Annotated in this window: 24 protein-coding genes; 9 read left to right on the top strand and 15 right to left on the bottom strand. The window is 63.5% G+C overall.

Annotated elements, in window-relative coordinates:
* The first annotated feature begins 105 nt into the window (after positions 1-105).
* On the top strand, positions 106-357 hold the full coding sequence (locus ACL9RI_RS11180; RefSeq protein ID WP_422726645.1) for a hypothetical protein: 252 nt from the start codon (positions 106-108) through the stop codon (positions 355-357).
* A 133-nt stretch (positions 358-490) separates the two neighbouring features.
* Positions 491-949 carry a hypothetical protein gene (locus ACL9RI_RS11175; RefSeq protein ID WP_422726644.1) on the top strand — a complete coding sequence of 153 codons (459 nt, stop codon included), beginning with the start codon at positions 491-493 and terminating at the stop codon, positions 947-949.
* Positions 950-975: 26 nt separating this feature from the next.
* On the opposite strand, the gene ACL9RI_RS11170 is transcribed toward ACL9RI_RS11175, so the two are convergent.
* The 4 genes from ACL9RI_RS11170 to ACL9RI_RS11155 form a co-directional block, all read right to left on the bottom strand.
* Positions 976-1,974, bottom strand: a complete 999-nt coding sequence (locus ACL9RI_RS11170) for a GlxA family transcriptional regulator (protein WP_422726643.1) — start codon at positions 1,972-1,974, stop codon at positions 976-978.
* Positions 1,971-2,954 (bottom strand): hypothetical protein, encoded by a 984-nt coding sequence (locus tag ACL9RI_RS11165; RefSeq protein WP_422726642.1) that lies wholly within the window; start codon positions 2,952-2,954, stop codon positions 1,971-1,973. Before ACL9RI_RS11165 ends, ACL9RI_RS11170 begins: the two co-directional genes overlap by 4 nt.
* A gap of 158 nt (positions 2,955-3,112) precedes the next feature.
* Complete coding sequence (locus ACL9RI_RS11160; RefSeq protein ID WP_422726641.1) at positions 3,113-3,847, bottom strand: iron-containing redox enzyme family protein; 735 nt, start codon at positions 3,845-3,847, stop codon at positions 3,113-3,115.
* A gap of 376 nt (positions 3,848-4,223) precedes the next feature.
* Positions 4,224-4,424: a DUF1737 domain-containing protein gene (locus tag ACL9RI_RS11155; protein WP_422726640.1), complete on the bottom strand. Its 201-nt coding sequence runs from the start codon at positions 4,422-4,424 to the stop codon at positions 4,224-4,226.
* Between the two features lie 224 nt (positions 4,425-4,648).
* On the opposite strand from ACL9RI_RS11155, the gene ACL9RI_RS11150 reads away from it, so the two are divergent.
* On the top strand, positions 4,649-6,520 hold the full coding sequence (locus ACL9RI_RS11150) for a DUF3300 domain-containing protein (RefSeq protein WP_422726639.1): 1,872 nt from the start codon (positions 4,649-4,651) through the stop codon (positions 6,518-6,520).
* Between the two features lie 57 nt (positions 6,521-6,577).
* Here ACL9RI_RS11150 and ACL9RI_RS11145 read toward each other — a convergent pair whose 3' ends face one another.
* From ACL9RI_RS11145 to ACL9RI_RS11110, 8 genes are all read right to left on the bottom strand, one after another.
* A complete protein-coding gene (locus ACL9RI_RS11145; RefSeq protein ID WP_422726638.1) occupies positions 6,578-9,016 on the bottom strand; it encodes a membrane-bound PQQ-dependent dehydrogenase, glucose/quinate/shikimate family in 2,439 nt (812 codons plus the stop codon).
* Positions 9,017-9,160: 144 nt separating this feature from the next.
* On the bottom strand, positions 9,161-10,132 hold the full coding sequence (locus ACL9RI_RS11140) for an NAD-dependent epimerase/dehydratase family protein (protein ID WP_422726637.1): 972 nt from the start codon (positions 10,130-10,132) through the stop codon (positions 9,161-9,163).
* Positions 10,129-10,683 carry a TetR/AcrR family transcriptional regulator gene (locus tag ACL9RI_RS11135; protein WP_422726636.1) on the bottom strand — a complete coding sequence of 185 codons (555 nt, stop codon included), beginning with the start codon at positions 10,681-10,683 and terminating at the stop codon, positions 10,129-10,131. Before ACL9RI_RS11135 ends, ACL9RI_RS11140 begins: the two co-directional genes overlap by 4 nt.
* A 64-nt stretch (positions 10,684-10,747) precedes the next feature.
* Entirely contained in the window at positions 10,748-11,914 is a 1,167-nt protein-coding gene (locus ACL9RI_RS11130) for a porin (protein ID WP_422726635.1), read from the bottom strand.
* Positions 11,915-11,948: 34 nt separating this feature from the next.
* Positions 11,949-13,328, bottom strand: a complete 1,380-nt coding sequence (locus ACL9RI_RS11125; protein ID WP_422726634.1) for an MFS transporter — start codon at positions 13,326-13,328, stop codon at positions 11,949-11,951.
* 96 nt (positions 13,329-13,424) lie between these two features.
* Positions 13,425-15,089 (bottom strand): urocanate hydratase, encoded by a 1,665-nt coding sequence (locus tag ACL9RI_RS11120; protein ID WP_422726633.1) that lies wholly within the window; start codon positions 15,087-15,089, stop codon positions 13,425-13,427.
* A complete protein-coding gene (locus ACL9RI_RS11115) occupies positions 15,089-16,183 on the bottom strand; it encodes a DUF917 domain-containing protein (RefSeq protein WP_422726632.1) in 1,095 nt (364 codons plus the stop codon). Before ACL9RI_RS11115 ends, ACL9RI_RS11120 begins: the two co-directional genes overlap by 1 nt.
* Before the next feature lie 225 nt (positions 16,184-16,408).
* Positions 16,409-17,293, bottom strand: coding sequence for a LysR family transcriptional regulator (locus ACL9RI_RS11110; RefSeq protein ID WP_422726631.1), 885 nt, complete (start codon positions 17,291-17,293; stop codon positions 16,409-16,411).
* Between the two features lie 113 nt (positions 17,294-17,406).
* Here ACL9RI_RS11110 and ACL9RI_RS11105 point away from each other — a divergent pair, with 113 nt between their 5' ends.
* Both ACL9RI_RS11105 and ACL9RI_RS11100 read left to right on the top strand, forming a co-directional pair.
* On the top strand, positions 17,407-18,762 hold the full coding sequence (locus ACL9RI_RS11105; RefSeq protein WP_422726630.1) for a dihydroorotase: 1,356 nt from the start codon (positions 17,407-17,409) through the stop codon (positions 18,760-18,762).
* A gap of 23 nt (positions 18,763-18,785) precedes the next feature.
* Positions 18,786-20,075, top strand: a complete 1,290-nt coding sequence (locus tag ACL9RI_RS11100) for a Zn-dependent hydrolase (RefSeq protein ID WP_422726629.1) — start codon at positions 18,786-18,788, stop codon at positions 20,073-20,075.
* Here ACL9RI_RS11100 and alkB read toward each other — a convergent pair.
* Entirely contained in the window at positions 20,047-20,709 is a 663-nt protein-coding gene (alkB, locus tag ACL9RI_RS11095) for a DNA oxidative demethylase AlkB (protein WP_422726628.1), read from the bottom strand. The two genes, ACL9RI_RS11100 and alkB, sit on opposite strands and share 29 nt — an antisense overlap.
* A 75-nt stretch (positions 20,710-20,784) precedes the next feature.
* On the opposite strand from alkB, the gene ACL9RI_RS11090 reads away from it, so the two are divergent.
* Both ACL9RI_RS11090 and ACL9RI_RS11085 read left to right on the top strand, forming a co-directional pair.
* Positions 20,785-21,267 carry a heme-degrading domain-containing protein gene (locus ACL9RI_RS11090; protein ID WP_422726627.1) on the top strand — a complete coding sequence of 161 codons (483 nt, stop codon included), beginning with the start codon at positions 20,785-20,787 and terminating at the stop codon, positions 21,265-21,267.
* Positions 21,264-21,722, top strand: a complete 459-nt coding sequence (locus tag ACL9RI_RS11085; RefSeq protein WP_422726626.1) for an acyl-CoA thioesterase — start codon at positions 21,264-21,266, stop codon at positions 21,720-21,722. Before ACL9RI_RS11090 ends, ACL9RI_RS11085 begins: the two co-directional genes overlap by 4 nt.
* On the opposite strand, the gene ACL9RI_RS11080 is transcribed toward ACL9RI_RS11085, so the two are convergent.
* On the bottom strand, positions 21,700-22,611 hold the full coding sequence (locus tag ACL9RI_RS11080) for a LysR family transcriptional regulator (RefSeq protein ID WP_422726625.1): 912 nt from the start codon (positions 22,609-22,611) through the stop codon (positions 21,700-21,702). The two genes, ACL9RI_RS11085 and ACL9RI_RS11080, sit on opposite strands and share 23 nt — an antisense overlap.
* A 117-nt stretch (positions 22,612-22,728) precedes the next feature.
* Between ACL9RI_RS11080 and ACL9RI_RS11075 the strand changes: the two genes are divergently transcribed.
* Positions 22,729-23,583: an NmrA family NAD(P)-binding protein gene (locus ACL9RI_RS11075; protein ID WP_422726624.1), complete on the top strand. Its 855-nt coding sequence runs from the start codon at positions 22,729-22,731 to the stop codon at positions 23,581-23,583.
* Here the strand turns inward: ACL9RI_RS11075 and ACL9RI_RS11070 are convergent.
* Positions 23,580-24,278: a YoaK family protein gene (locus tag ACL9RI_RS11070; protein ID WP_422726623.1), complete on the bottom strand. Its 699-nt coding sequence runs from the start codon at positions 24,276-24,278 to the stop codon at positions 23,580-23,582. The genes ACL9RI_RS11075 and ACL9RI_RS11070 overlap by 4 nt on opposite strands.
* Positions 24,279-24,449: 171 nt before the next feature.
* Between ACL9RI_RS11070 and ACL9RI_RS11065 the strand changes: the two genes are divergently transcribed.
* On the top strand, positions 24,450-25,814 hold the full coding sequence (locus ACL9RI_RS11065) for an amino acid permease (RefSeq protein WP_422726622.1): 1,365 nt from the start codon (positions 24,450-24,452) through the stop codon (positions 25,812-25,814).
* The last annotated feature ends 32 nt before the right edge of the window (positions 25,815-25,846 follow it).

Here is a 25,846-nt window from a genome sequence, read left to right as displayed (position 1 = left end):
TGCTTCATGCGACTTGCCAGCACCCTTGCACTATTCCTCTGCTTGAGCTCGACTTCCTACGCCGCAGACACGCCAGCAGCCCCAAAACCGCTGGCGGAGCCATCCATGTGCAAATCAGTCTGCGTTTCGGCCCGCCAGGACTGCCGCGCAAACGTCGGCCCCACCACCGAAAACGATACCAGTCCCGTGCTATCAATGAAGCCAGACAGCAATCCCTACGCCAACGCCGCAAAAGGAGTGCATCCCGAGTCGCAACAACTGCGTCCCACCGAAGCCGAAGCCTTCCGCGCCCGCCGCGCCGAACGCCTGCAGGCGTGCGAAGCGCCGTATCGTAGTTGCACAAGGGCTTGTGGGTAGGCTTTAGCCAGCAGCAGAAAGCTGGGGTCAGACCCGACGGGTCTGACCCCAAAATTTTGCTCCAGATTCTTAACAATGACGCGCGATCCCCATTGCTCGCTTTCGCGTTGACTATAACCTTCAAGGTAAAAATATGGCGGCTACAAAACGATCACAAAACAAGTGCAAGAAATGCGGATACACCTGGTATCCAAGGGGGAAAAACATGTCGCTGAAATGCCCGTCTTGCGGCAGTTCCGAAGTGGGGTTTGCGAGCACCGGTATGGGAGTGATCGCACTCATAGTGATCGCCGCTGTGGTCTTCGGCGCAAACAAAAAAGAAACACCCGCAGAGGCGCCGTCAACGCTGCCCGCCGTTACCGAAATGCCAGCGCCAGTGGAGCACCAAGCGATGCCGTTTGAGGCGGCCCCCGAGCAGGCCCCGGCGCCGACAAACATTGCTGACGTTCCTGACCATACCGTACAAGTGGAGGAAAAAGTACAGGTTTCTCCAGCCACCAACGCGTGCGCAACGGAAAATGAGGGCAGCGGCGAGGCATCCGATAGCGCCAAGTGTGAATCGAAACGCGCACCTAAAAACGAACTGTACTGATGTTGCCACTGTTCCGGCAACAGGCGTCAACTCTCAATAGCTGCGCTGCCATCATTGGAATGGCCTACCTTGAAACTATCGCGATACTGATACGGCGTCACCCCAAATCGTTGTGCAAACACCAGGCGCATGCGGGCGGCGCTGCCGAAGCCGCAGCGGTAGGCGATGGTTTTCAGGGGCAGCTCGCTGCCTTCGAGCAGGTTGCGGGCGGCGTCGATGCGGGCGCGCAGCACGAATTCGGCCGGGGGGATCTGCATTTCCTTGACGAACAAACGGGCGAAGTTGCGGGCGCTCATGCCGGCGATATCGGCCAGGCGCTCGACCGACAGCGGCTCGGCCAGGTGTTCCATCACATGGCGCCGGATCACGGTGGCCAGCGCGTCGGGCTGCGCCTGGGCTTGCAGATAAGGGCTGAATTGCGATTGACCGCCCTGCCGCTGGGCCACCACCAGCAGCCGCTTGGCCACCGACAGCGCAACCGAAGGGCCATGGTCTTCCGCCACCAGCGCCAGCGCCAGGTCGATGCCGGCCGTCACGCCGGCCGACGTCACCAGGCCGCCATCGCGCACATGGATGCGGTCGTGCTCGACTTGTGCCAATGGAAATTGCTCGCCCAGCCGGCCCGCATCGCTCCAGTGGGTAGTGGCGCGTTTGCCGTCGAGCAAGCCGGCGCGCCCCAGCAAGAAAGCGCCGGTGCAAATCGAGCCATAACGGGGCACGTTTTGCACCACTAACTTCAGCCAGGCGGACAAGGCCGGGCTTTCCTCTTCCTGCGCCAGCCGGGGGCCGCCGGCCACCAGCACGATATCGTAGCCAATGCCCGCCTCTGCCTGGTCCAGGCTGAAATCAAAACCCAGCTGCTGGCCGTTCGATGCGCGGATCGGCGATGGCTGCGTGCCCACCGTGACCAGGCGATAGCCCTCGCCGGCAGCGACGTAATCATTCGCTTCGGCAAACACGTCCATCGGCCCCGAGACGTCCAGCGACTGCACGCCAGGGAAAATGACCAATGCGACGGTTTTCATACTGATGCAGGCAAAGGCGCCAGCGGGAAATACGCGCCCCGGGCCAGCAGACGCAAGGAGCCAAGCGCAACATACAGCACCAGCAGCAAGGTAGCGGCAAACACGACGGCGGCAAGCGCTTCGAGCAAGCCAGTCGGATGGCGCTGCACCATCAGCATCAAGCCCTGGCCCAGCGTGGCGAGACCAAAGGTATAGGCCCAGTAACCGGGCGCGAAGTCTTGCCGGGCCAGCCAGCGCGAGGCGAACAGCAAGCCGGCGAAGAGGAACAGGGCGTAGCCGGCCAGCGCATGGCTGATCGCCGGGTTGGCCTCCTTGCCGGCCAGCACCTGGTAAGCCACCAGGGCCACTACCGGCGGCGCGCTGTAGATGCCCATGAAGTTGCGGGTCTTTTCTGCCAGTCCCCCCGTCATCAGCTGGTGCGTGATGGACGAATCCATGATCAGCCAGGAAATCGCGCCCACGCCAAACAGCATCCAGCCGTAATCCGTGTAGCCAAATACGCCAGCCGCCAGGGCATTCACCAGCACGCTGGCCGTGTAGGGCAGATACAGCGGCGGGACAATCTGCGCGGCATCGCGCTGGCTGCTCCAGTGCGCGGCCAGCCGCCAGGCGCCATACAGCAGGTTGACGCTCGAGCCAAGCCAGAAGCACAGTTTGGCGGCGGCCGGCGCGTACGGCAGCAGCGCCAGCGCGATCAGGATGATCGATTCCGGGATCAGGGCCAAAAAGGCCGACTGCACAGGGTCGCGCACTTCAGCCACTGCCGCTGCCCGCTGCACCAGCCATTTGCGTGCATACATGACGATAAAAAGAAGGAATGAGGCGATGGCCAGCGCCTCGAACAGTTCGCCCATCAACGGCGGCAAGGACCAGAGGTCGCGGGCGAAGCGCCAGGCATTGCCCGTTTCCGCCAGGCCCAGGGTCAGCGCAAAGAAGGATGCCGGTAATATTTTCAATGAGAGTGGTGGTAAGCGGTTCATATATGCGGCTTCCAGATCCAGTAAGTGAACAATGAAACCAGTGTAGTCGTTTCATTGTCTGGCTTGAAGCGCACAAATAGAGCAAATCCTGCCAAATTGAAGCGAAATCCGGCGAAGCGCCGGCCCCGCAAGCAGCAGGCCGACGCGCTACTCAACTATCAGAGGCAGCAGTCCAGGCTAGCCTTGAAGTAAGAAAAGCTGGTCAGGATACTGTTGCGAACGTCCTCGATTTCCTCCTTGCGCGGTTCATGTCCCAGCAAGGTGGCGACGATGTCCAGCGCTTCCCAGGGATGGGCGTCGTCGTAATGGGCATGCAGTTGCAGCCAGCGCATGGCTTTTTTCCGGGATCCCTCAGGAAAGCTTTGCTCATAATCGGGCTTGCTGCACACCAGGGTGGCCCAGTCGCCCGTCACGCCTTCGATGGCGTAATTGGTGGCGGCCATGGCGGATGCCAGCGCGTGGGAACTGCTGCTGCTCCAGCACCAGTGGCTCAGTGCAAACGCGGCAGGCGGGCCTTCGGCGCGCAGCAGCTTGCTTTTCGAGACATCGTGCATGCCGGCCCAGTCGACCCAGTAATCGGCATGATTCTGCTCGACCCGGATATTGCGCGTCAGGTAGCGGCGCGCCATATCCTCCCCTTCCGAACGGCCAAAACGCGCCTTGAGCAGATTCATCGCCATATACTGGGGAAATTGCTCCACCACCGGCCAGCCATGGACAAAGAATGCCGCGAACTCGCGCGCGCCCAGCCTGGCGTCGCGCATGCCGGTGAAGACGGGATGTCCGGCCACCAACGCCCGTGCAGACGCTGTCTCGGTCAATACCTGCTGCAACCAGACTGGATAGCTTTCAGCTTCCTTCAAGGCACCACGCCTCTTGAATTCACTGCTCATTCCTTGCTCCTCTCGTTCATGGCAAGCCTTTCCCTCCAAGGATTGCCTGGTTAAAACATGCCGCTACACGGTACTGATGGGAGCGCAACGCATGCCTGCATCATCAAAAAAGCAGCGAGCGCCATGGCAAGAATTGACGGGCAAAGACGCCCCTGCCGGCAGAACGCCGAGCTTGCGCAAGCAATAAGGCAAGCGGGCTCGGCAGGTAAAAATACTAGCAGCGGCCAAGGGGCCACACACTATCGAAAAGTCACGACAGGGAAATTAAAGGAGGATAAGAGAGGATGCGTGATAATTGAAGAAGGATAGCAGAGGAAAGAACAGGCAAGCTGTCTTTTCAGCAGTGATTTCAATCAAGCAAGGTCCATCGTGGCGGCTACCCGATAGACTGCTCGTCAATCGCAGGCCAGACAACGGCCTGGGCTACGATGACATTTTGCCCATTAAACGTCAGCGAGGGCGAGCCGTAAAGCACATACCCTAGCGCAAGCGCCTCGCTGACGCGACGGCAAAATTTTGCATCGTCAGGGCCGGTTAACACGCGATAGACCGGCAAATCGTCTGGTGGTGCCTTCATGGTTTTCTTTCACTGGTTAAAGCGGCTGTTTCTGGAAGAATACGCTGCCGCGCCATCTGCGCTGTGCAAGCGCATCGCTGCACGGTCTCGCCATCATAAAGCATCGCCGCTCCCTGCCGGGATAGTCTGTTAAACATGCAAGATTCTGTAACGCACTGCAGGCTATCCGGATTGCCGTGCTAACTTGTAGATACTGTCAATACCTTGATGTGATGGAGCGCGAAATGGCCAACAATAAAAAAACATCGTTGTTACTTGGCGCGTCCGTTTGCGTCGCCTTGTTGTCGCTTGCCGCTTGCGACAAAAAAAACGATGCCACCGCGCCTGCTGCTACGCCACAAGCTGCTCCCGCCTATATTCCCCCTACCGCCGACCAGCTTTACCAGCTGGTCGGGCCGATTGCCCTGTTCCCTGACAAACTGGTGGCGCAAGTCCTGGCAGCATCAAGCTACCCAGACCAGATCAGCGCCGCCGACAACTGGCTGGCGCAAAATAAAAACCTGAAAGGCCAGCCACTGCAGGATGCCGCCAATCAACAACCCTGGGATGTCAGCGTCAAGGGCTTGACCCAGTTCCCTGGCGTGCTGGACCAGATGGCGCACAATATCCCGTGGACGTCGGCGCTCGGCGACGCCTATGTCAACGATCCGACCGATGTCATGAATGCAATCCAGGTGATGCGCCAGCGGGCAGCCGCCAGCGGCAATCTGAAGAGCAACAAACAGCAGCATATCGCCAGAGCACCACGCGTGCAGGCACAGCCACCGCTCGGCTATGCGCCACCACCCAATGAGCCGGCCTACTACGCCGGTCCTGAAATGGTGCCGCCGCCACCGGAAACCATCGTGATCGAGCCGGCCGATTCGGATGTGGTCTATGTGCCGGCCTATAATCCGGCCGTCGTCTATGGCCAGCCGCTGCCGGTCTATCCAGGCTATTCCTACGCGCCGCCGCCAGCCTACTATCCGCCCGGTGACATCGTTACCGCAGGCGTGCTGACCTTTGGCCTGGGAATCGCCGTCGGCGCCTTGATCGACACGCACCCCTGGGGCTGGCATTCCTGGGGCATGCACTGGGGCGGCGGCGGCGGGGGCGGCAACTGGAATGGCGGCGGCCCGAACGGCTGGCACCGGCCGGCGGTGGTGTACAACAACAATACCTATGTGTCGCGCTCCACCACGATCATCAATCGCGTCACCAACAACTACAACAATACGGTCATCAACAACAATACGCGCAATCATTTCGCTGCCCCGAACCCGGTCCAGCCGGGCGGCGCGGTCGCCAATTTCAACGCGGCCCGTCCGAATTTTGCTGCACCAGGCAATCCGCAGCCAGTGCATCCAGGCCAAAATGCCGCGTCGTTTGCAGCTATGCCCAGGGGCAATCATGGTCCGGCAGACTTCAACAACATGACGCGGCCGAATTTTGCTGCGCCAGGCAATCCGCAACCACTGCGTCCAGGGTCGAATGGTGCGTCGTTTGCCGCAACGCAAGGGAGCAATCACGGACCAGCGGACTTCAGCAACATGACACGGCCGAATTTCAGCAGGAATTTTGCTGCCGGCAGCCCGGCAGCGGCCAGCACCAATCAGCTGCGGCAGCCAGGGGCCATGCATGCCGTGCAGAACCCGGCTCAGCCTGGCGGTGCACCGCAACGCCCTGCTGGTGGCCAGCCTGGCCAGAATGGACAGAGTGGCCGACCCATGCATGAGCTGCAGCAGAATACCCTGAACCATGAAGCAGCTGCGCAGCACAACCTTGAGGGGATGCGTCCCCCGGGCAACCTGAACCAGCATGCCTTCGGCGGCAATCGGCCAGCGGCAACGTTCCAGCCGCAGCCACAGCCAGCCTCAGCGCCACAACCTGTACAGGACCGGCCGCATCCGCAATTCGACCGGCCCAACGGCGGCCAGCAGTTCCACCAGGAAATGCATCGTCCCGCTTCGGAGGTACACCGTGAGCAAGCGCCGCCGCGGGTGGAGCCGCGCCCAGAACCGCGGCCACAAGCACAGCACCAGCCGCAAGCTCATCCGCAGCAAGAGCACCATGAAGGCGATCATCATCCCAAAGATCGGCAAGAAAAGCGCAACTAAGTGAGCTGCGGCACGACCAGACCGGTCGTGCCGCAGCTAGGCTAGGGGCAAATGGCGCTACTTGCCCTTCACTGCTTCGTCAGGCAGTGCATACGCAATCAGGCTATCGCCCATCTTGGTACCCAGCGAGCCGTGGCCACCGGCCATGACGACCACGTACTGGCGGCCTGTCTTGTCGGAGATATAGCTCATCGGCGTGGCTTGTCCGCCAGCTGGCAAGCGGGCTTTCCAGACCACTTTACCGTTGCGCACATCGTAGCCACGGATGTAATAGTCGAGCGTGCTGCTGAGGAAAGCCACGCCGCCGGCCGTGGTGCTCATGCCGCCCAGGCTGGGCACGCCCAGCGGCAGCGGAATCGGCACGGGGGCGCTATCCATGGTGGTGCCGTTCTTGTGCATCCAGATTTTTTTCATGGTGCGCAAGTCGACAGCCGCCACATAACCCCACGGCGGCGCCTGGCAAGGGAAACCCAGCGGCGACAGGAAAGGCTTGATTTCCACGGCAAATGGCGTGCCCGTCTGCGGCTGCAAGCCCATTTCCGTGCCGGAACCGCCCTTCACGTCCGCCTGGTCGCGCGGCACCAGGCGCTCCAGGAAGCCCATATAGTCCGGGTTCACGATCAGCAACTGGCGCACCGGATCCACGGTCGCCCCGCCCCACTCGAAGATGCCGAGCGGGCCCGGCGAAATGATGGCGCCCTTGATCTTGCCAGATGCGGCCGTCTGCGGTGTGAACGGGCCTTCGTAGCGATGCGAACGGAAGGTGATGCGGCAAGCCAACTGGTCGAATGGCGTGGTGCCCCACATATCCGTCTCGCTGATGTGTTTTTCAGGCAAGAAGGTCAGCTCGGAAAATGGCTGGGTGGGCGACAGGCGGTCGCCGGCCGATGGATTGGTATTGGGCACCGGTTTTTCCGGTGCGGGCACCACCAGGCTGCCATCGCGGCGGTCGATCACATAGATGTCGCCGCGCTTGGTGGTGGCCACCACGGACGGCACACGGCCTTTCGGCGTATCGATATCGACCAGGGTCGGCTGGCCGCCGATATCCATGTCCCAGATATCGTGGTGCACGGTCTGATACACCCAGCGCACCTTGCCGGTGGCCAGGTCCAGCGCGACGATGGCGCTATTGTATTTCTCGCCGTGGGGATTGCGGTTGCCGCCCCAGGTATCGGGGGTTTCATTACCCATCGGCACATACACCATGCCCAGCTTTTCATCGATGCTCGATACGCCCCAGGAATTGGGCGAGTTATTGGTGTAGGTCTTGCCGTCGGCGATCGGTTCCGTGTCATCGGGATTGGAAGCGTCCCAGTTCCACACCAGCTTGCCGGTGACGGGATCGTAGCCACGGATCACGCCCGATGGTTCGTCGGTGGAATCGTTGTCCGTCACGCTGGCGGCCATCACGACCATCTTTTGCGATACGGCCGGTGGCGAGGTCGGCATCAAAAAGCCCCGCTTTTTCATGCCCATGCCGTGGTACAGGCCGATCACGCCATTTTCGCCAAAGCTCTTGCACGACTCGCCCGTATCGGCATTGACGGCGATCAAAGTCGCATCCATGGTGGGCGCCAGGATGCGGCGCGGACATTCCATGTTTGCCGCTTCGGGCGCCGGATCGTTTTTCGCGCGGCCCGCGTTCACATCCCAATACGCCACGCCGCGGCAAATCATGTGCTGGTAGCTTTTCGCATCGCGGTTGATCTTGGGATCGTGGCGCCACACTTCCTTGCCCGTATCCGGGTCCAGCGCGATGACGATATTGTGCGGCGTGCACAGGTACAGCAAGCCATTGACCTTCAGCGGCGTGACTTCATTGGCGATTTCGCCCGGGTCGTTCGGCCCCTTGAAGTCGCCCGTGTGGTACACCCAGGCCTGTTTCAGCTGCGACGCATTGGCCGGCGTGATCTGGCTGGCCGGCGAATAGCGGTCGCCATAACCGGAGCGGCCATACGCGGCCCAGTCGTTGTGCGCCACGCCCGGTGCAAAATCGCCTTGCGGCGCGGCGGCCATGTTTTCATCAGGCACGTTGCCGTGCAGGGTGGTGTAATCCTGGAACAGCGAAAAGACGCCGACGGCCAGGGTGGCCACCAGGGCGGCCAGCAGGGCCGTCTTGCCCGCTTCGCGTTTTTTCGTGTAGCTGGTGTCAGGCGTGCCCAGGCGCCGGTCGACAAACGGCAGCAGCAGCCAGATGGCGGCGGCGAACCAGATATCGAGGCGCGGCAGCAATTGCCACCAGTCGAACCTGACTTCCACCACCGACCACACCAGGGTGGCGAACAGCAGGAAAGCCACGAAAGGCTGGACGCTGCGCCTGGCCTTGAGCACCAGCGCGGCCGCAATCAGCAAGCCGATGCCGGCCAGCACGTAATACCAGGAACCGCCGAGATAAACCAGCCAGGCCCCGCCACCGGCTAGCGCCAGTCCCAACAGGATGAAGACAACGCCGGTAATGAGCAACAACGGTCCCGGCCGGGAGGTAGTAGTCATGATGCTCCTTCGCGATGAACTATCGGCGGCGCCCGCAAAGCCTGCGGCGCCGGACTGGTATCAGCTAGTCAATTGCATTTTTTCACCAATTTACGAATCGCGGCACACGGCAGGATGCTTGTTTTTAAACTACCACCTCAGCCATCAGCCTGGCGCCACCAATTCGGCCAGCCCCTCACGGCGCGACATGACGGGCTGGTAGCCCAGATGCGTGCGCGCCTTGCTGATGTCGAGCGTGACTTCGACCGACATGGTGGCCAGTTGCTGGCGCGTCACGGGCGGCGTGAAACGTCCGCCGCTGAGCGTGGCCAGCAGGTCGCCCACGCCGGCAATCGCGCACACCAGCCAGCGCGGCATGCTTTTATCAGGCGCCACGATGCCCTGCGTGGCCAGCAAGTCGCTGATAAAACCGCGAAATTCCTGCGCTTCGCCATCGCTGAAAAAATACGCTTCACCGCTGCGGCCATGCTGCAGGGCCAGCGCAATGCCGGCGCAGGCGTTGACGATATGCGTGGTCGAAGTCAGGTAGCGTCCGCCATCGAGCCAGGCCATCTTGCCGGCCGCCGCAGCCGCCGTCAGTTGCGGCAGCGCCGTGGTGTCGTCACGGCCCCACAGGAAACGGGGACGCGCGGCGACCACGCTAAAACCGGGTCCGGCCAGCGCCAGGGCGATGCGTTCAGCCTCGCCCTTGGTGCGCGAATACGCGCCCGCAGGGTGACGGGGAAACGGCATGTCTTCGCGTGCATTGACCAGCGGGCGGCCATCGAGCAGCACCGATTCGCTGCTGACAACCACTGCCCTGGCGATGCCGGCCGCGCGCGCCGAGGCAAATACATGGCGCGTGCCATCGAGATTGATGCGGCGCTGGGCCGCCGTGGCGTAACCGTGATTGGTGTCGGCAGCGGCGTGTATCAGGGCGTCGCAGCCTGCCATGCCTTCCGCCAGAGGATCGAGCAGATCGCCCGCAAACGGCAGCGCGCCCAGGGCCCGCACCACGGCGGCGGCCCGTTCGCTGCGCACCAGTGCCACCACGGTCGTGCCCTGCGCCACGAAATGGCGGATCAGGTTGCGACCCAGGTAACCGCTGCCGCCCGTCAGGAACAAACGCTGTGTCATGTTGGCTCCACATCGACCAGCCAGCCGATCTCGCGCAGGATGCGGCTGCGCTCGTGCTGCGGCCAGCTGTGGTAATCGAGCGCTTCGAGCAGTTTCAGTCCCTCCAGCGCCAGATAGGCCAGCAAGGCGCCGCGCGGCTGGGCCGAGCTGGCCAGGATCTGCGCAATCACTGCCTGCTGGTTGGCTTGCAAGGTGGCGCGCAACTGCGCATCCTGGGCCATGGCCGCGCACAGATTCATGGCGACCTGCTTGAATTGCTCGGGTATCGGCAAGGCAGCGGCGGCGATACGTCCGCGGATGACTGCACTGTCCACCTCGCCCAGGCTGGCCGTGGTTTGCTGGTTGAAGGCGTTGTCGCGCGCCACGGCCCGGTCGACCACGGCGGCGATCAGCGCCTGCTTGGACTTATAGTCGTACAGCACGCTGGCCTTGCTGATGCCTGCCTGCACCGCCACCGCATCCAGGGTCAGCCGCGCCGCCCCATCGCGCGCCACCACCACTTCGGCGGCGTCAAGTATGTGTTCCTGATCAATCACGCGCTTGCGTCCCATCCTTGCTCCAATTTATTTCCGACCGGACGGATATTAATTGTTGCGCAGGGTGACGTCAAGCGGCTCAGAACTTGTGACGGATGCCGGCCCCCACGCTGGTGCCGCCGTCCTGGTCGCTGATCTTGTCGCGCATGACGACGCTGTACACGTCGGTGCGCTTCGACAGCAGGTAGTCGTAGCCCAGCGAAACGGTATTGCGCCGCACGCTGCTGCGCCAGCCCGGGCCGCCGAAATCGCCACCGGCCCGGATCGCCGTACGGCCCCAGGACAGCATGGCCACGCCACTGCCCAGCGGTGCGCTGGCGCCCAGCTGGGCCGTGTCGGACTTCAAGCTGTGCTGGTCGCGGTCCAGGCCATCGGGCAGGCTGTTGTCCGCCGTTTGCCAGGTGCCGAACAGCTTGAGCAGCTTGAAGTCGTAGGCGCCGCCGACGAACCAGGTGGTCTGGCGCCTGGCCGCCGCCAGCTTGTAGACGGCGCCCGTAGCGACGTTATACGGCGTAAAACTGAACACCTTTGAATCGCCCGTCACGGCGTCGAGCGGGTTGTTGACGGCGATGCGCTGCACGTAGGCGCCCAGGGTCAAGGGACCATGGCTGTACATGGCGTTGGCGCCGGCGTTATTCTTGCCGGTGTTGCCGGCCTGCTCGCCGAATTGGTAAAACAGGCTGGCCGTCAAGCCGTTCAGGTTCGGCGTGACATACATGATTTCATTGCTCCAGCCGGTGTCGCCCGCCGTGGTGGGCGCCCATTTCTGGCCCGGATACGCGCCGGCCGACGCTTGCGTGTGCACCAGCAGCGGCGCGAAGGCGAACGAGCCGCCGAACGGATTGAGGACAATCGAGGGGACGAAGTTGGGCGCCAGGTCGCGGCCGATGGAAATGCGCCCGAAACCGCCCGCCAGGCCCACGTTGGCGTCGCGGGCAAACAGGGTGTCGCTGTCGTAGCGCCCTGCGCCGCCGTTATCGGGGCGGAAAAAACCGGTCAGGTTGAACTGCGCCTGCAAGCCGCCGCCCAGGTCTTCCACGCCCTTGAAGCCCCACCATGAAGTGGTCATGCCGCTGCTGTTGACGACATTGGTGCGGGCGGCCTCCCCGCTGCGCTGCAGGGAGCCGGCATAGGTATCGATGACGCCGGTGAAGCTGAGATTGGACTGCGCGCAGGCCTGCTGGCCAAACGCCAGGCAAGCGAGTGCCGTCGCGGCGCGCAGTGCGCTGCGTTGTGTGATGTGCATGGTGCTCTTTCGGTGAGTGTCTGCGGTGGGCGGATCAGGTCTGGCTGGCGTCGGGCAAGGTGGCAATCGCGACCAGCGCGATGGCGGCGGCGCCCATCACATACAGGGCTGGCGCAAACGCCACCCCCGTGGTGTAGGTGATCCAGGTCAGGATGGCGGGCGCGAAGCCGCCCAGCAGGGTCACGGCCGTGTTATACGACAGCGACATGCCCGAGGAACGCACGGACGTGGGGAAGATTTCCGATAGCGCCGCCGGCGCCACGCCGACAAACATGGCGATCATGGCGCAAAACAGCGATTGCACGATCACCAGCGTGGCCGTGGTGTGCGACGCCTGCAGCCACATCATCAGCGGATACACGCCCACCAGCAGCAAGATCGCGCCAAAGCGCAGCATGGTGCGCCGTCCCAGCTTGTCCGACAGGGTGCCGGCCAGCACGCAGCAGACGATCATGAACAGGTTGCCGATCAGGGAGGCAGTAAAAGCTTGCGACGCCGTGAACCCCATGGTTTTTTGCGCATAGATCGGCATGAAGATGATCAGCGAATACGGCGCCGCCGCCCACAGCACGGACAGGCCAAAGCCGGCCGCCAGCTGTTTGGGGCATTCGCGGATGACTTGCAGCAGCGGCGTCTTTTTGACGATGCCGGCCGCTTTCATGCGCTGTTCTTCCAGCTTGAAGTGCGGCGTCTCATCGAGCGCCTTGCGCATCCACAGGCCGACCGGTGCAATCGCCAGGCCGATAATAAAAGGAATGCGCCAGGCCCATTCGCCGATTTCATCGACGGTGAACATGGCCGTGACGACAGTCGCCACCAGCGCGCCGGCCACATTGCTGATGCCCATGCTGGCCTGCAGCCACGAAGCATACTGGCCCTTCTTTTCAGGCGGTGCATGCTCGACCAGGAAAGCCGTGGCGCCACCGATTTCGCCACCGGCCGAAAAGCCCTGCAGCACCCGGCCGCAGACGATCAGCAGCGGCGCGCCCACGCCGATGGCCGCATACGGCGGCGCAATCGCAATCAGCAAGGTACCCAGCGCCATCAGCATGATGGTCATGGTCAGCGCAGCCTTGCGCCCTGCCCGGTCGCCGTAGGAACCGAGCAGCAGCGCGCCCAGCGGCCGCGCCACATAACCCAGGCCGAAGGCCATGAAAGAGGCCATCAGCTGCACGGTGGGATTCTCGTTCTGGAAAAAATTCTGCCCGATATACACGGCAAACAAGGCGTACACCGTGAAGTCATACCATTCCAGCGCATTGCCGGTCGAGGCGGCGATGACGGCGCGGCGGCTCGCCTTGGCGTCGTGCTTGATCTCATTGTGATTAACGCTGGCATGCGCCGCGCCCGCCGCTGTTTCTGTTCCTGCGGTGGACGCACGTTCCCCGCCTGCATTGATAGCCAGCTCTTTCATTTATCTCTCCCTGTAGACCACATTGCCCTAGCTCTTATGTGCCGCCGGGGTATTCCCCGGCTGGCCTTTTGATTTTTTATGCTGCGTGACTATGCCCTATTGCTGGAATCTGGCCTCCTGTGTATCGATGCGGGCGATGCCCTTGACGGCCACTTCATCGAGCGCCTCGTCGTAACCGGCGTCCGCGTAGCGCAGCACGCCGCTGCTGGTGTCATTCGTCAGCGACAGGCGCAAGCGCTGCTCCGCCGCCGCGCTGCCGTCCGCCACCACGGTGACGCCGGCGCTGGTCATGTAGCCGCTGTAACCGCCGCCGCCCGAATGGATGGCCACCAGATCGGCGCTGGAAGAACAATTGATCATGGCGTTCAGCAGCGGCCAGTCGGCCACGGCGTCGGAACCGTCGCGCATGTTTTCCGTCATGATGTTCGGATGCGCCATGGCGCCCGCATCGAGGTGGTCGCGCGTGAAGGCGACCGGCGCGCTCAATTCGCCGTCGCGCACCATGCGATTGACTTCCAGCGCCAGCTCCGTGCGTTCGCCGTGGCCCAGCCAGGCGATGCGGGCCGGCAAGCCTTCGAAGGGCACGTTTTCGCGCGCCAGGCGCACCCAGTTCGAGACGATCCAGTTATCGGCAAAACGCTGCAACAGAAAATCGTCGATCTTGCGGATATCCTCGGCGTCGTTCGACAGCGCGATCCAGCGGAACGGGCCGATGGCGCGCGCAAACAGCGGCCGCAAGAACGCTTCCGTGAAGACGGGAATCTCGAAGGCCCGCTCCACCCCACCCTGTTTCGCGTGCGTGCGTATCAGGTTGCCATTGTCGAAAACGATCGCGCCCTGATCCTGGAAACCCAGCATGGCCTGCACATGGCGCACGATGGATGCGCGGCTGTCGCGCATCAGGCCCTCGATATCGGTCTCGCGGCGATCGATGGCTTGCTGCGGCGTGTGGCCGGACGGTACATAGCCATACACCAGGTCATGCGCCGAGGTCTGGTCGGTGACGATGTCGGGCACGATGCCGCGCGCCAGGATGGCCGGGTAGATATCGGCCGCATTGCCCAGCAAGCCCACCGACAGCGGCGCCTTGCGCGCCACCGCATCGGCGATCAGGGCAAGCGCATGCTCGAGCGAGTCGGCGCGCACTTCCAGGAAACCGTTCTTCAGGCGCTTCCGGATACTGTCCTCGTTGACTTCCACCGTCAGGATGGCGGCGTTGGCCATGCGGCCGGCCAGCGGCTGCGCGCCGCCCATGCCGCCCAGGCCCGCCGTCAAAATGAAACGGCCACGCAAGTCATTATTGAAATGGCGCTCGGCGATGCGGCAGAAAATCTCGTAAGTGCCCTGGATCACGCCTTGCGAACCGATGTACTGCCAGTCGCCGGCCGTCAGCCCGCCCCAGCAGATCAGGCCCTGCTTTTCCAGCGCATAGAAGTTTTCCGCCTTGGCCCATTGCCCCACCAGGTTACAGTTGGCCATGATGACGATGGGCGCCTGGCTGTGCGTGCGCAAGACGCCGATCGGCTTGCCCGACTGGACGATCAGCGTCTGCTCTTCTTCCAGTTGCAGCAGGGCGTCGACGATGGCGCGGTAGGCGGGCCAGTCGCGCGCCGCCTTGCCCAGCGCCGCATAGACCACCAGGTTTTGCGGCGCTTCGCCCACGGCCAGCACGTTTTCCAGCAGGCGCAGCAGCGCTTCCTGGCGCCAGCCCTTGCAGCGCAAGGTGGCGCCCGATTGCACGGTGAAGGTGGCCTGCGTCATTATTTGCCCTCCAGCGCGTAGTTGGCCAACTCGATGCCCAGCGCCTTTTCCACCGGCGGGTAGACGGCCGGGTCGCTGACGCTGGACGACAGCGGCAGTCCGCTTTTATGGATGTGGAAGACCAGCACTTCCATGCCTTCCCTGACTTGCCCTGCACTGAGCGGATTGCCCTGCATGTCCAGGGTGGTGATCACGTCCGGGTAGCTGGCGATGCGCGCGCCGTGCGCGTCGTCCACCGCCATGTGCTCGTTCATCACGTGGATCAGGCGCTTGTGCGGCCCCTCGCCCACTTCGATCACGCCGATATCGAATGCTTCGTCCGTGTAGCGCAGGGTATTGCGGGCTACCTTGCCGCTGCCGATGATGCGGCCGCCCGTCTGCTTGCAGATGGCGTCGACCACGGCCATGCCGCCCTTTCCTTCGGCGGCGATGATGGTGTCACCGAGGGCCAGCGCCATGCTGATGCCGCCCAGCGCCGCATGCTGGCGCACATAGGCGGCGCGGACCGGGTTGCGGCAGCTGGCGATGAAGCCGCCCGACATGTCCGAGGCCTTGCGCAGGATGGGCGAGACCTTGGCCGTGGCGCCGCGCACCACCAGCTCGATGTACGCATTGCTGGCGCGCTTGCCGCCGACGGCGCTCTGTATCATCTGCTGCGGGCTGTTGGCCAGGCCTAGCGACCCCATGTCGCCGGTCGGATGGGCGCGCACGTCGCCCACCGCATCGATCACCTTGGTGCCCAGCACGGCCGATGGCAGCCAGGCGTTGAGGGTGCTCGACATGCCGTTCTGGCCGATGATCAGGCCATAGATGGGTGCGCCCAGCGCTTCCTGCGTCAGCTGCACCGCCTTGACGTAATCCATGCCCTGCATTTCCCAGTCCGTCAAGCCGCCCGGCGCGCCGATGGCCGCCGCCGTGGCGATCCACGTCTCGTCATCCACTTCCTCCATGCTGACCAGTTCCGGCCGGCCGATGGTCACGGCCAGGGTGCCCAGCTCGCGGCCATGCTTGGCCCAGCCGCCACCGCCGCAGGCAAACACGGAGCCGCCTTTCACGGCCGCCTCCACATCCTTCAGTGTCAAGATACGTCCCACTATTTTTCTCCTCCATGATTGATCTGCATCTGCGCAGGTTTTTCCTGTCGCGATGGAGCAAATATTAGGTAGGATTATTAATAATGTCGCGTTACATTTTGTGATGAGCATATAACATCGCGTTAATGCCATCTGATGGTGCATGCCGCCCCGCTATGGCGTGGCACATGGCGGTGCAGGCCCGGCCCCAAGCCGTGCACCGTATTGGCACAATAATCCGCGCGGCTATTGGCGCAAGGACTCCAGGATGGCGATGAATTCCTGCGCCAGCCGCGACAGCGGTTCCAGTTCGATGTGGTACACATTCACGGGTGCGCTGGCGATCGGCACGACGGGAATGGCCACCACCTTCGACCAGATCGGGCCGCTGATGGTAATTTCATCGACCAGCGCCACGCCCACGCCCGCCTGCACCATGGCGCAGGCCACATGCGCCTGCTGCACTTCGATGCGCGGCTGCGGGCGCTGCTCCTCGTTGCCGAACATCTGCTGCACCAGCTGGCCGAATGGAATGTCGCTGCTGTAGCCGACAAAACGGTCGCCGGCCAGGTCATCCGTGGTGATACTGCTGCGCCCCGCCAGGCGGTGCTCTTGCGGCACCACCGCCATGATGCGGTTCTTGTACAGGGGCCGCACGGCCAGGCTGGGATGCGTGACGGGCATATAGGTCACGCCCAGTTCCACCTCGTGCGTCAGCAGGCTTTGCAGCATCACGCTGGGAATCAGCGTGTGCAGCACGATACGCACCTCGGGATAGCGCTCGCAAAAGATGGCCACGGCGCGCGGCATCAGCGACTGGCCCAGGTTCGGGCTGCTGGCGATGCGCAGCTGGCCGATGCGGTTTTCCGCCAGGTTTTCCGCCACCTCGTTGACCCGCTGCACGCTCTGGTAGACGGCGCCCACTTCCTCGAACAGGCGGCGCGCTTCCGGCGTCGGATACAGCCGGCCCTTGATGCGCTGGAACAGCAGCAGGCCCAGACGCTGCTCGGTGTAGGAAATCAAGCGGCTGACGGCCGGCTGCGACACGTACAGCAGCTTGGAGGCGCCGCTGATGGAACCGCTCAGCATGATGGCGCGGAAGACTTCGATTTGACGCAGATTGAGTTTCACGGGAGGCACACCTATAACATCATGTTAATTGGATCGTATATTTAAGCATAAGGCATTTTGGCTTGGCCGTCCTACACTTTCATCCATCGTCAATCATGGAGAGCGGTGCAACGATGAGCGAATTCGATCTGGTGGTGTCCGGCAATATCGTCGACGCCGATAAAGTAGTGGAAAACGGCTGGCTGGGCGTACGCGATGGCAAGCTGGCCGCGCGCGGCACGGGGCGCGCGCCGCAAGGCAGGCAGATGCACGACGCTGGCGGGCGCTGGATCCTGCCCGGCGCCGTCGATGGGCAAGTGCATGCGGGCAGCCAGGCCGGCCAGGAAGGGCTGGGCCACGCTTCGCGCGCGGCGGCGGCCGGCGGCATCACGGTGATGGTCGACATGCCCTACGATGACCCGGAACCGGTGGCTTCGCGCGCCCAGCTCGACGCAAAGATCGCCGAAGTGGAGCGCGACTGCCACGTGGACGCGGGCCTGTTCGGCACCCTGAACGACAAGCACGGCCTGCAGGCGGCGGCCGGCCTGATCGAGGGCGGCGTGTGCGCCTTCAAGTTTTCCACCTTTGAAGCGACGCCGGGACGCTTTCCCCGCGTCGAGGAAGATCAATTGTATGAAGCGTTCCGCCTGATCGCGCCGTCTGGCCTGGTCTGCGGCGTGCATAACCAGATGCAGGAGCTGACGCGCAAGAATATCGCCCGCATGCTGGAACAGGGCGACACGGGCTGGGACGCCTTCATGCGCGCGCACACGCCGCTGATCGAAAACCTGGCGACGGCCATGATCTATGAAATCGGCGCCGAGACGGGCGCCCGCGCGCACGCCGTGCACGTCTCCACCTCGCGCGGCTTTGAACTGTGCGATATGTACCGCGCCGCCGGCCACCGGGCCAGCATCGAAACCTGCATCCAGTACCTGATGCTGAACCACGAAGAACACAGCCGCCGCTTTGGCGCCAGGACCAAGCACTATCCGCCCATCCGCCCGCAAGCCGAGGTGGACCTGCTGTGGACCCACATCGCGCGCGACGCCTGCACCTTCGTCTCGTCGGACCACGTCAGCTGGGGCCTGGAGCGCAAGGACAACCCGAACATCTTCAAGAATGCCTCCGGTGGCCCCGGCCTGGAAACCCTGCTGCCCGCCTTCTGGACCGGCTGCGAGGAACATGGCATCAGTCCATCGATGGTGGTGCGCCAGTTGTGCCGCAATCCGGCCCGCCACTTCCTGCTGGACGACCGCAAGGGCGCGCTGGAAGTGGGCATGGATGCCGACATCGTCATCGTCGCGCCTGAACGCTACCGCCATGACCCGGCGCACAGCCTGTCGGCGGTGCAGTGGAGCAGCTTCGAAGGCCGCGAATTTACTGCCCGCGTGGCCGCCACGTATTGCCGTGGCCAGCTGGTGTTTGACGGCGCCGGCATCGTCAACCAGGCCGGCGATGGCACCTTTTTGCGTCCGCGCGCCGCCTGAACCTCTTTACCTGGAAAACCCATATGAACAGCATCCCTTTTCCGCCCCTGAACGCCGAGCGCCTGTGGGCCCGCGTGGAAACCCTGTCGCGCATGACCCTGCCCGGCGTGCCGTGGACGCGGCGCGCCTTTTCTCCCCTGTTCCTGGAAGCGCGCGCCTGGCTGCGCGAAGAATTCCTCGCCGCCGGCATGCAGATGCACCAGGATGACGGCGGCAACCTGGTGGGACGCCTGCCCGCGCGCGCCGGCGCCACGCCGCGCCCACCGCTGGTGACAGGTTCGCACTGCGACACGGTGATGATGGGTGGCCGCTTCGACGGCATCATCGGCGTGCTGGCCGGCATCGAGGTGGCGCGCACCCTGCATGAACAGGGCATCGCCCTGGAGCACCCGTTCGAAGTGATCGATTTCCTGTCCGAAGAACCCAGCGATTACGGCATTTCGTGCATCGGCAGCCGCGCCTTTTCCGGCGCCCTGCCGCCCGAGATGCTGGCCGCCCGCAATCCCGATGGCGAAACCCTGGCCGAAGGCATGCGCAGGATAGGCTGCCAGCCTGAAAACCTGAGCCGGCCGCTGCGGGCGGCAGGCAGCACGGCGGCCTTTGTCGAACTGCATATCGAACAAGGCCCGGTGCTGGAAACGCGGGACCTGCCGATCGGCACCGTCACCAATATCGTCGGCATCCGCCGCGTCTCGCTGGTGGTGCGGGGACAGCCCGACCATGCGGGCACCACGCCGATGGATATCCGCAAGGATGCGCTGGTGGGCGCGGCGCGCATCATCGATGCGGCCAACCGCCGCGCCGCCGAACTGTCAGGCAAGCCGCATTATGTGGTGGCGACCATCGGCCGTCTGTCGCTCACGCCCAACGCCTCGAACGCCGTGCCGGGCATGGTGGAGATGATGATGGAAGTGCGCAGCGAGAACGCCGGCGTGCTCGAGACCTTTCCCGAAGCGCTGATGGCGGAAGTGGCCGATGGCTTGCAGCAGCTGCGCCTGACGGTGGAGATGTCGACCGTCAGCCGCTCGCAACCCACCGATTGCGCGCCGCTGGTGATGGACGCCATCGACGGCGCGGCGGCCAGACTGGGTTACGCCAGCATGCGCATGCCCAGCGGCGCCGGCCATGACGCCGTGTATGTGGCGCCCACCGGCCCGGTCGGCATGATCTTCATCCCCTGCCTGGGCGGGCGCAGCCACTGCCCCGAAGAATGGATAGAACCGTCGCAGCTGCTCGATGGCGCCCGCGTGCTGTACCAGGTAATTCTCGACCTGGACCGGCGCCTTAGCGCGCCTTGCGGAACGTCAGGTTGATGCGCTGCGCGCCCAGCAGTGCATGCTGCCCCTCCTTCAGCGGCGCCACGCCGTGGTAGCGCAAACGGTCTGCCCCGCCCCACACCACCGCGTCGCCATGGAATAGCGCGATGCGGGCCGCCTTGTCGGCACGGGCCGCGCCACCGAACAGGAAGGTGGCCGGCAAGCCCAGTGAAACGGAAACGATGGGCGCGGCGAAATCGGATTCATCCTTGTCCTGGTGTAGCGCCATGCGTGCGCCCGGTGCATAGCGGTTGATCAGGCAGGCGTCGGGCACGAAGCCGGGAAAACCGGCGGCCTGCGCCGCTTCCCCGGCCAGTTCCTGGAAAACCGCGGGCATGGCCGGCCACGGCAAGCCGCTGGCCGGGTCATGCTGCGCATAGCGGTAGCCACGGCCATCCGTGACCCAGCCCAAGGGCCCGCAATTGCTCATGGCGACCGACATGCGCAAGCCGCCGGGCGTGGTCATATGGCGCAGCGGCGCCGCTGCTGTCACCGCATCGATCGCTGCCAGCAGGCTGCCAATCTGCGGCAGCGCAAAGCCGCGCAGCAAGGTCGCCCCCGTGGCGCCGGGCACCAGGGGCTGCGGCCCGCCGGGCGGCATATCGTCATCGTCGAACAGGGAGAAATTCATAAGCGCCATTGTAGCGTGCGCGCAGCCGCTGCTTTAGGCTACAGTAACGCTTTTAGCTATTTTCACGATACGGCAATGGATAACTACGCGGAATTACTCAATACCCTGGTCCAGCAGGAAGAAACCCTGCAATTTACACACTTCGACAACGACACGGCGCTGGCCGTGGGCCTGTGGATCGTCGAGGAAGTGCGCCGCCGCGGCAAGGCTGTCGTCGTCAATATCACGCGCAATAGCCAGGTGCTGTTCCACTACGCCATGCCGGGCACCACGCCGGACCAGGCCGACTGGATACGCCGCAAGAACAATACCGTCAACCGCTATTGCCGCAGCTCCTACTACATGGGCATTTATTATAAAAACCGGGGCGCCGCCTTCGAGGACGTGAAATACCTGGACGACGTGGAATTTGCAGGCCACGGCGGCGCCTTCCCCCTGCTGATACGCGGTGTGGGCCTGGTCGGCACGGTCAGCGTGTCGGGGCTGGCCCAGGCGGACGACCATGCGCTGATCGTCGCCGCGCTGCAGGCGCAGCTGGCGGCGCAGGAGCAAGCTTGAACTGGGATTATCCGCATCCGCACATCCTGGGCGTGACGCCGCAGCCGGACGATATCGACGGCTTGCAGCATACGAACAACGCCGTCTATGTGCGCTGGTGCGAGCATATCGCCTGGCACCACTCGGCGGCGCTGGGGCTGGACCTCGATGATTACCGGCGCCTGGACCGGGCCATGGCCATCCGCCGCGGCGAATACGACTACCTGCTGCCCACGCGTGCCGGCGAGACCCTGACCCTGGCCACCTGGCTGTGCGCCAGCGATGGCAAGCTGAGCATGGAGCGGCGCTTCCAGCTGATACGCAACAGCGACGGCGCCACCATCGTGCGCGGGCGCTGGGAACTGGTCTGCATCGAATTGAGCAGCGGCCGCGCGCGCCGCATGCCGCCGGAATTCCTGGCCGTATACGAGCCGGCCATCGTCACAAACCAGCTCAAGGCGCCAGCAGCGCCATGACAAAGTCCAAAAAGGCGCGCGTCTTGGCCGGTGGATGGTGGCGCGACGGGTGCAGCGCGTACAGGGGAAAATGCTCGTCGGGCCAGTCGGCAAACAGCTCGACCAGCTTGCCCTCTGCCAGCAGCGCCTCGCTGCCCAGCAGCATGATCTGCGCCACGCCATAGCCGGCCAGGCAGGCGCTGAGCAAGGTGCCCGCATCGTTCAGCAGCAGGCGCCCCGGCGTATCGATGGTGATGCGCTTGCGCTTGCGGTGAAATTCCCAGGGAAACGGCCGGCCCGTTTGCGGGTCGCGAAAATCGATCAGTTCGTGGCCGCCGCTGGCCAGTTCCTCTGGTACGAACGGCCGCCCCTTGCGCTGCAAATATGCCGGTGAGGCCACCGTCAGCACCCGCGTTTCCAGCAGCTTGCGGGCCACCAGGCTCGACTCCCGGGGCGGGCCAAAGCGCAGCGCCAGGTCGATGCCGTCGCCCACCATGTCGCCCAACTGATCGCGCGTGATCAGTTCCAGCTGCAATTGCGGGTGGGCCACCATGAACGCTTCCAGCTGCGGCCCCAGCACCAGCCGCGAAAAAAACGGGTCGACATTCACGCGCAAGCGCCCGCGCACGGCCGTGGCGCTGCCCGAGGCGGTAGCTGCCGCCTCTTCCAGCCCCGCGATCAGGGGCGTGACCTGGGCGTGGAAGCGCCGCCCCTCATCGGTCAGCGAGATCTTGCGCGTGGTGCGGTCGAACAGCCGTATGCCCAGCTTGCCCTCGAGCCGGGCCAGCGCGCGGCTCACGCCCGGCGGCGACATGCCCAGCTGGTCGCCGGCGGCGGCCAGGCTGCCTGCATCGACGATCGCCACAAACACCCCCATGCCATTTAACAGGCGCTCGTCAAAGCCTCGCATCAGCATCTCCCATTAGTGCGATCTCGTCATGAATCTAATGCCATCCATGTTATCGCAAAATGAAACTGCCTGCCGCACAATGGCTGCACATTTCATCACTTGACAAGGAAAACCATCATGTACGCCATTACCGGAATCACTGGAAAAGTCGGCGGCACCGTCGCCCGCAGCTTGCTGGCCGCCGGCCTGCCCGTGCGCGCCGTGCTGCGCGACGCCAGCAAGGCCACGCCATGGAAGGCGGCCGGCTGCGAGATCGCCATCGCCGACATGGACGATGCGCAGGCGCTGACGCAGGCGTTTGCAGGCACACAAGCCGTATTCGTGCTGCTGCCGCCCACCTTCGATCCATCGCCGGACTTTGCCGAATCGCGCGCCGTCATCACGGCGCTCGACAAGGCCCTGCGCGTGGCCCGGCCCCAGCGCGTGGTGGTCCTGTCCACCGTGGGCGCCCAGGCCACCGAGCACAACCTGCTGACGCAATTGAGCAATATGGAACGGACATTGGGCGAACTGCCGATGCCAGTCACCTTTTTGCGCGCCGGCTGGTTCATGGAAAACAGCGTCTGGGATATACCCGGTGCGCGCAGCGATGGCCGCATCGACAGCATGCTGCAACCGACCTCGCGCCGCATTCCCATGGTTGCCACGCGTGACGTGGGCACCACGGCGGCGTCACTGCTGCAGGAAAGCTGGCAGGGCAAGCGCGTGGTGGAACTGGAAGGCCCGCACACCGTGTCGCCAGACGATATCGCCGCCACCCTCGGCCGCCTGATAGGCCGCGAGGTGACAGCCCGCGCCGTGCCACGCGATAGCTGGGAAGCACGCCTGCACGCCCAGAGCATGCTCAATCCCACGCCGCGCATGCGCATGGTCGACGGCTTCAACGAAGGCTGGATCTGCTTTGAACACACTACCATCAAAGGTAAGATCGGGCTGGAAACGGTATTAAAAGAGCTGCTGCAGCAAGCCTAAGCCACGGTGGCCTTGCTGCGCGCCGGTTCCATGGCGATCAGCAGGGCCAGTATGACCAGTGGCAGCGCCAGCGCGGCAAAACCCAGCGCCAGGTAGGCAAAGGCAGCGATGCCGGCGCCTGCCGCAAAACCCAGCAAGGGCCACAGGCACTTGACGCAACGCGCGCGCGTGGCCGCATCGCCCGCGCCGCGCAACACGTCGACCGTATCGATCACCAGTTGCGTCACATTCCCTGTCATCATCGACGTCGGCGCCAGATGCGATAATTGCAAACGGCTGATGGCGCTGTGCGCACCCATGGCCGTGGCGCCGAACAGGCCGGCCGCCATCGCCAGCGCATCGGCCTGCGTCATCTCCGTCAAGGGACCGGCCAGCATGCCGCAGGCCATGCAGCCGGCCAGCAGCATCCATTCCATCAGCAGCGCCAGGCGCAAAGCGCCACCACCTCGCCGTTCCGCCACCACCGTCAGCAGGCGCGCCGCCGCCACGCCGAGGATAAAAGCGGGAAAGGCCAGCAGTTTCAAGGCGATCGAACCATGCGCATCCTTGGCCAGGATGGCGCCGATCAGCACGAAGTTACCCGTCACATGGGCCGTAAACAGGCCAAACAGGGCCACGAACCCCAGGGTGTCGACATAACCGGCCAAAAAGCCCAGGCCTATCCCTTGCACATGGCTGCGCTGTGCTGCATTCATCGAGTTCTCCTTGATTCCAGACGTAAGCGCCTAAGCGCGCCCTGCAGCCAAATCATACAGGCAGGATGAAGGGATACAACACACCGCAGTGCAACATGCATTTCCCTGCTGCTTTGTGCGCTCTTGCATTAGAATCACTGGCCTTACCACCGCGAATCAGGACAAAACTATATGACGGCAGCCGGGATTACTGAACACAATGAGCTCAAGCGGGGACTGAAAAGCCGCCACATCCAGCTCATCGCGCTGGGCGGCGCCATCGGCACCGGCCTTTTCCTCGGCATTGCGCAAACCATCAAGATGGCCGGCCCTTCCGTGCTGCTCGGGTATGGCATCGCCGGCGTGATCGCCTTCCTGATCATGCGCCAGCTGGGAGAAATGGTGGTCGATGAGCCGGTGGCCGGCTCCTTCAGCTACTTCGCCGACAAATACTGCGGCCACCTGCCCGGTTTTCTCTCGGGCTGGAACTACTGGGTGCTGTATGTGCTGGTCAGCATGGCCGAACTGACGGCCGTCGGCATCTACGTGCAGTACTGGTGGCCGGGCGTGCCGACCTGGGTCTCGGCGCTGGTCTTCTTTGGCGTCATCAACGCCATCAGCCTGTTGAATGTGAAGGCGTTTGGCGAGATGGAATTCTGGTTCGCCATCATCAAGGTGGTCGCCATCATCGGCATGATCCTGTTCGGCGCCTGGCTGCTGGCCTCGGGCGACGCCGGCCCGCAAGCCACGGTGGCCAACCTGTGGCAGCATGGCGGCTTTTTCCCGAATGGCTGGCAAGGCCTGGTGATGGCCATGGCCGTGATCATGTTTTCATTTGGCGGCCTGGAACTGGTGGGCATCACGGCCGCTGAAGCCGATGATCCGGGCACTTCGATTCCGCGCGCCACCAACCAGGCCATCTACCGCATCCTGATCTTTTACATCGGCGCGCTGGGCATTTTGCTGTCGCTGTACCCATGGCAAAACGTGGTCACGGGCGGCAGTCCGTTTGTGCTGATCTTCCATGCGCTCGACAGCAACCTGGTGGCCACGGCCCTGAACGTGGTGGTGCTGACGGCCGCCCTGTCGGTCTACAACAGCGGCGTGTACTGCAATACGCGCATGCTGTTCGGGCTGGCCAAGCAAGGCAATGCACCGCGCGCGCTGCTGAAAGTGAATCGCCGTGGCGTGCCGCTGGTGGCCTTGGGCGTGTCTGCGCTGGCGACGGGCGCCTGCGTGGTGATCAATTATCTGATGCCGGGCGAGGCGTTTGAAGTGCTGATGGGCCTGGTGGTATCGGCCCTGATCATCAACTGGGCCATGATCAGCTGGATCCATCTGCGCTTCCGCGCGCAGAAAAAACGCGAGGGTAAAAGCACGGCCTTCCAGAGCCTGGGCTACCCGTTCACCAACTACCTGTGCCTGGCCTTTTTGGCCGGCATCCTGGTGATCATGTACCTGACGCCGGGCCTGCGCATTTCCGTGTATCTGATCCCCGTCTGGCTGGCCGCGCTGGGCCTCGGTTACTGGATCAAGCAGAGCAAACGTGTGAGCTGACACCGGGTTTGACGTACAAAAGAACGGCCCGT

This window comes from Janthinobacterium sp. Mn2066 (assembly GCF_049319705.1).
GTDB lineage: Bacteria > Pseudomonadota > Gammaproteobacteria > Burkholderiales > Burkholderiaceae_D > Janthinobacterium.
The sequence above is the reverse complement of the archived record's forward strand: the minus strand, read 5'-3'. Positions and strand labels throughout refer to the sequence as shown.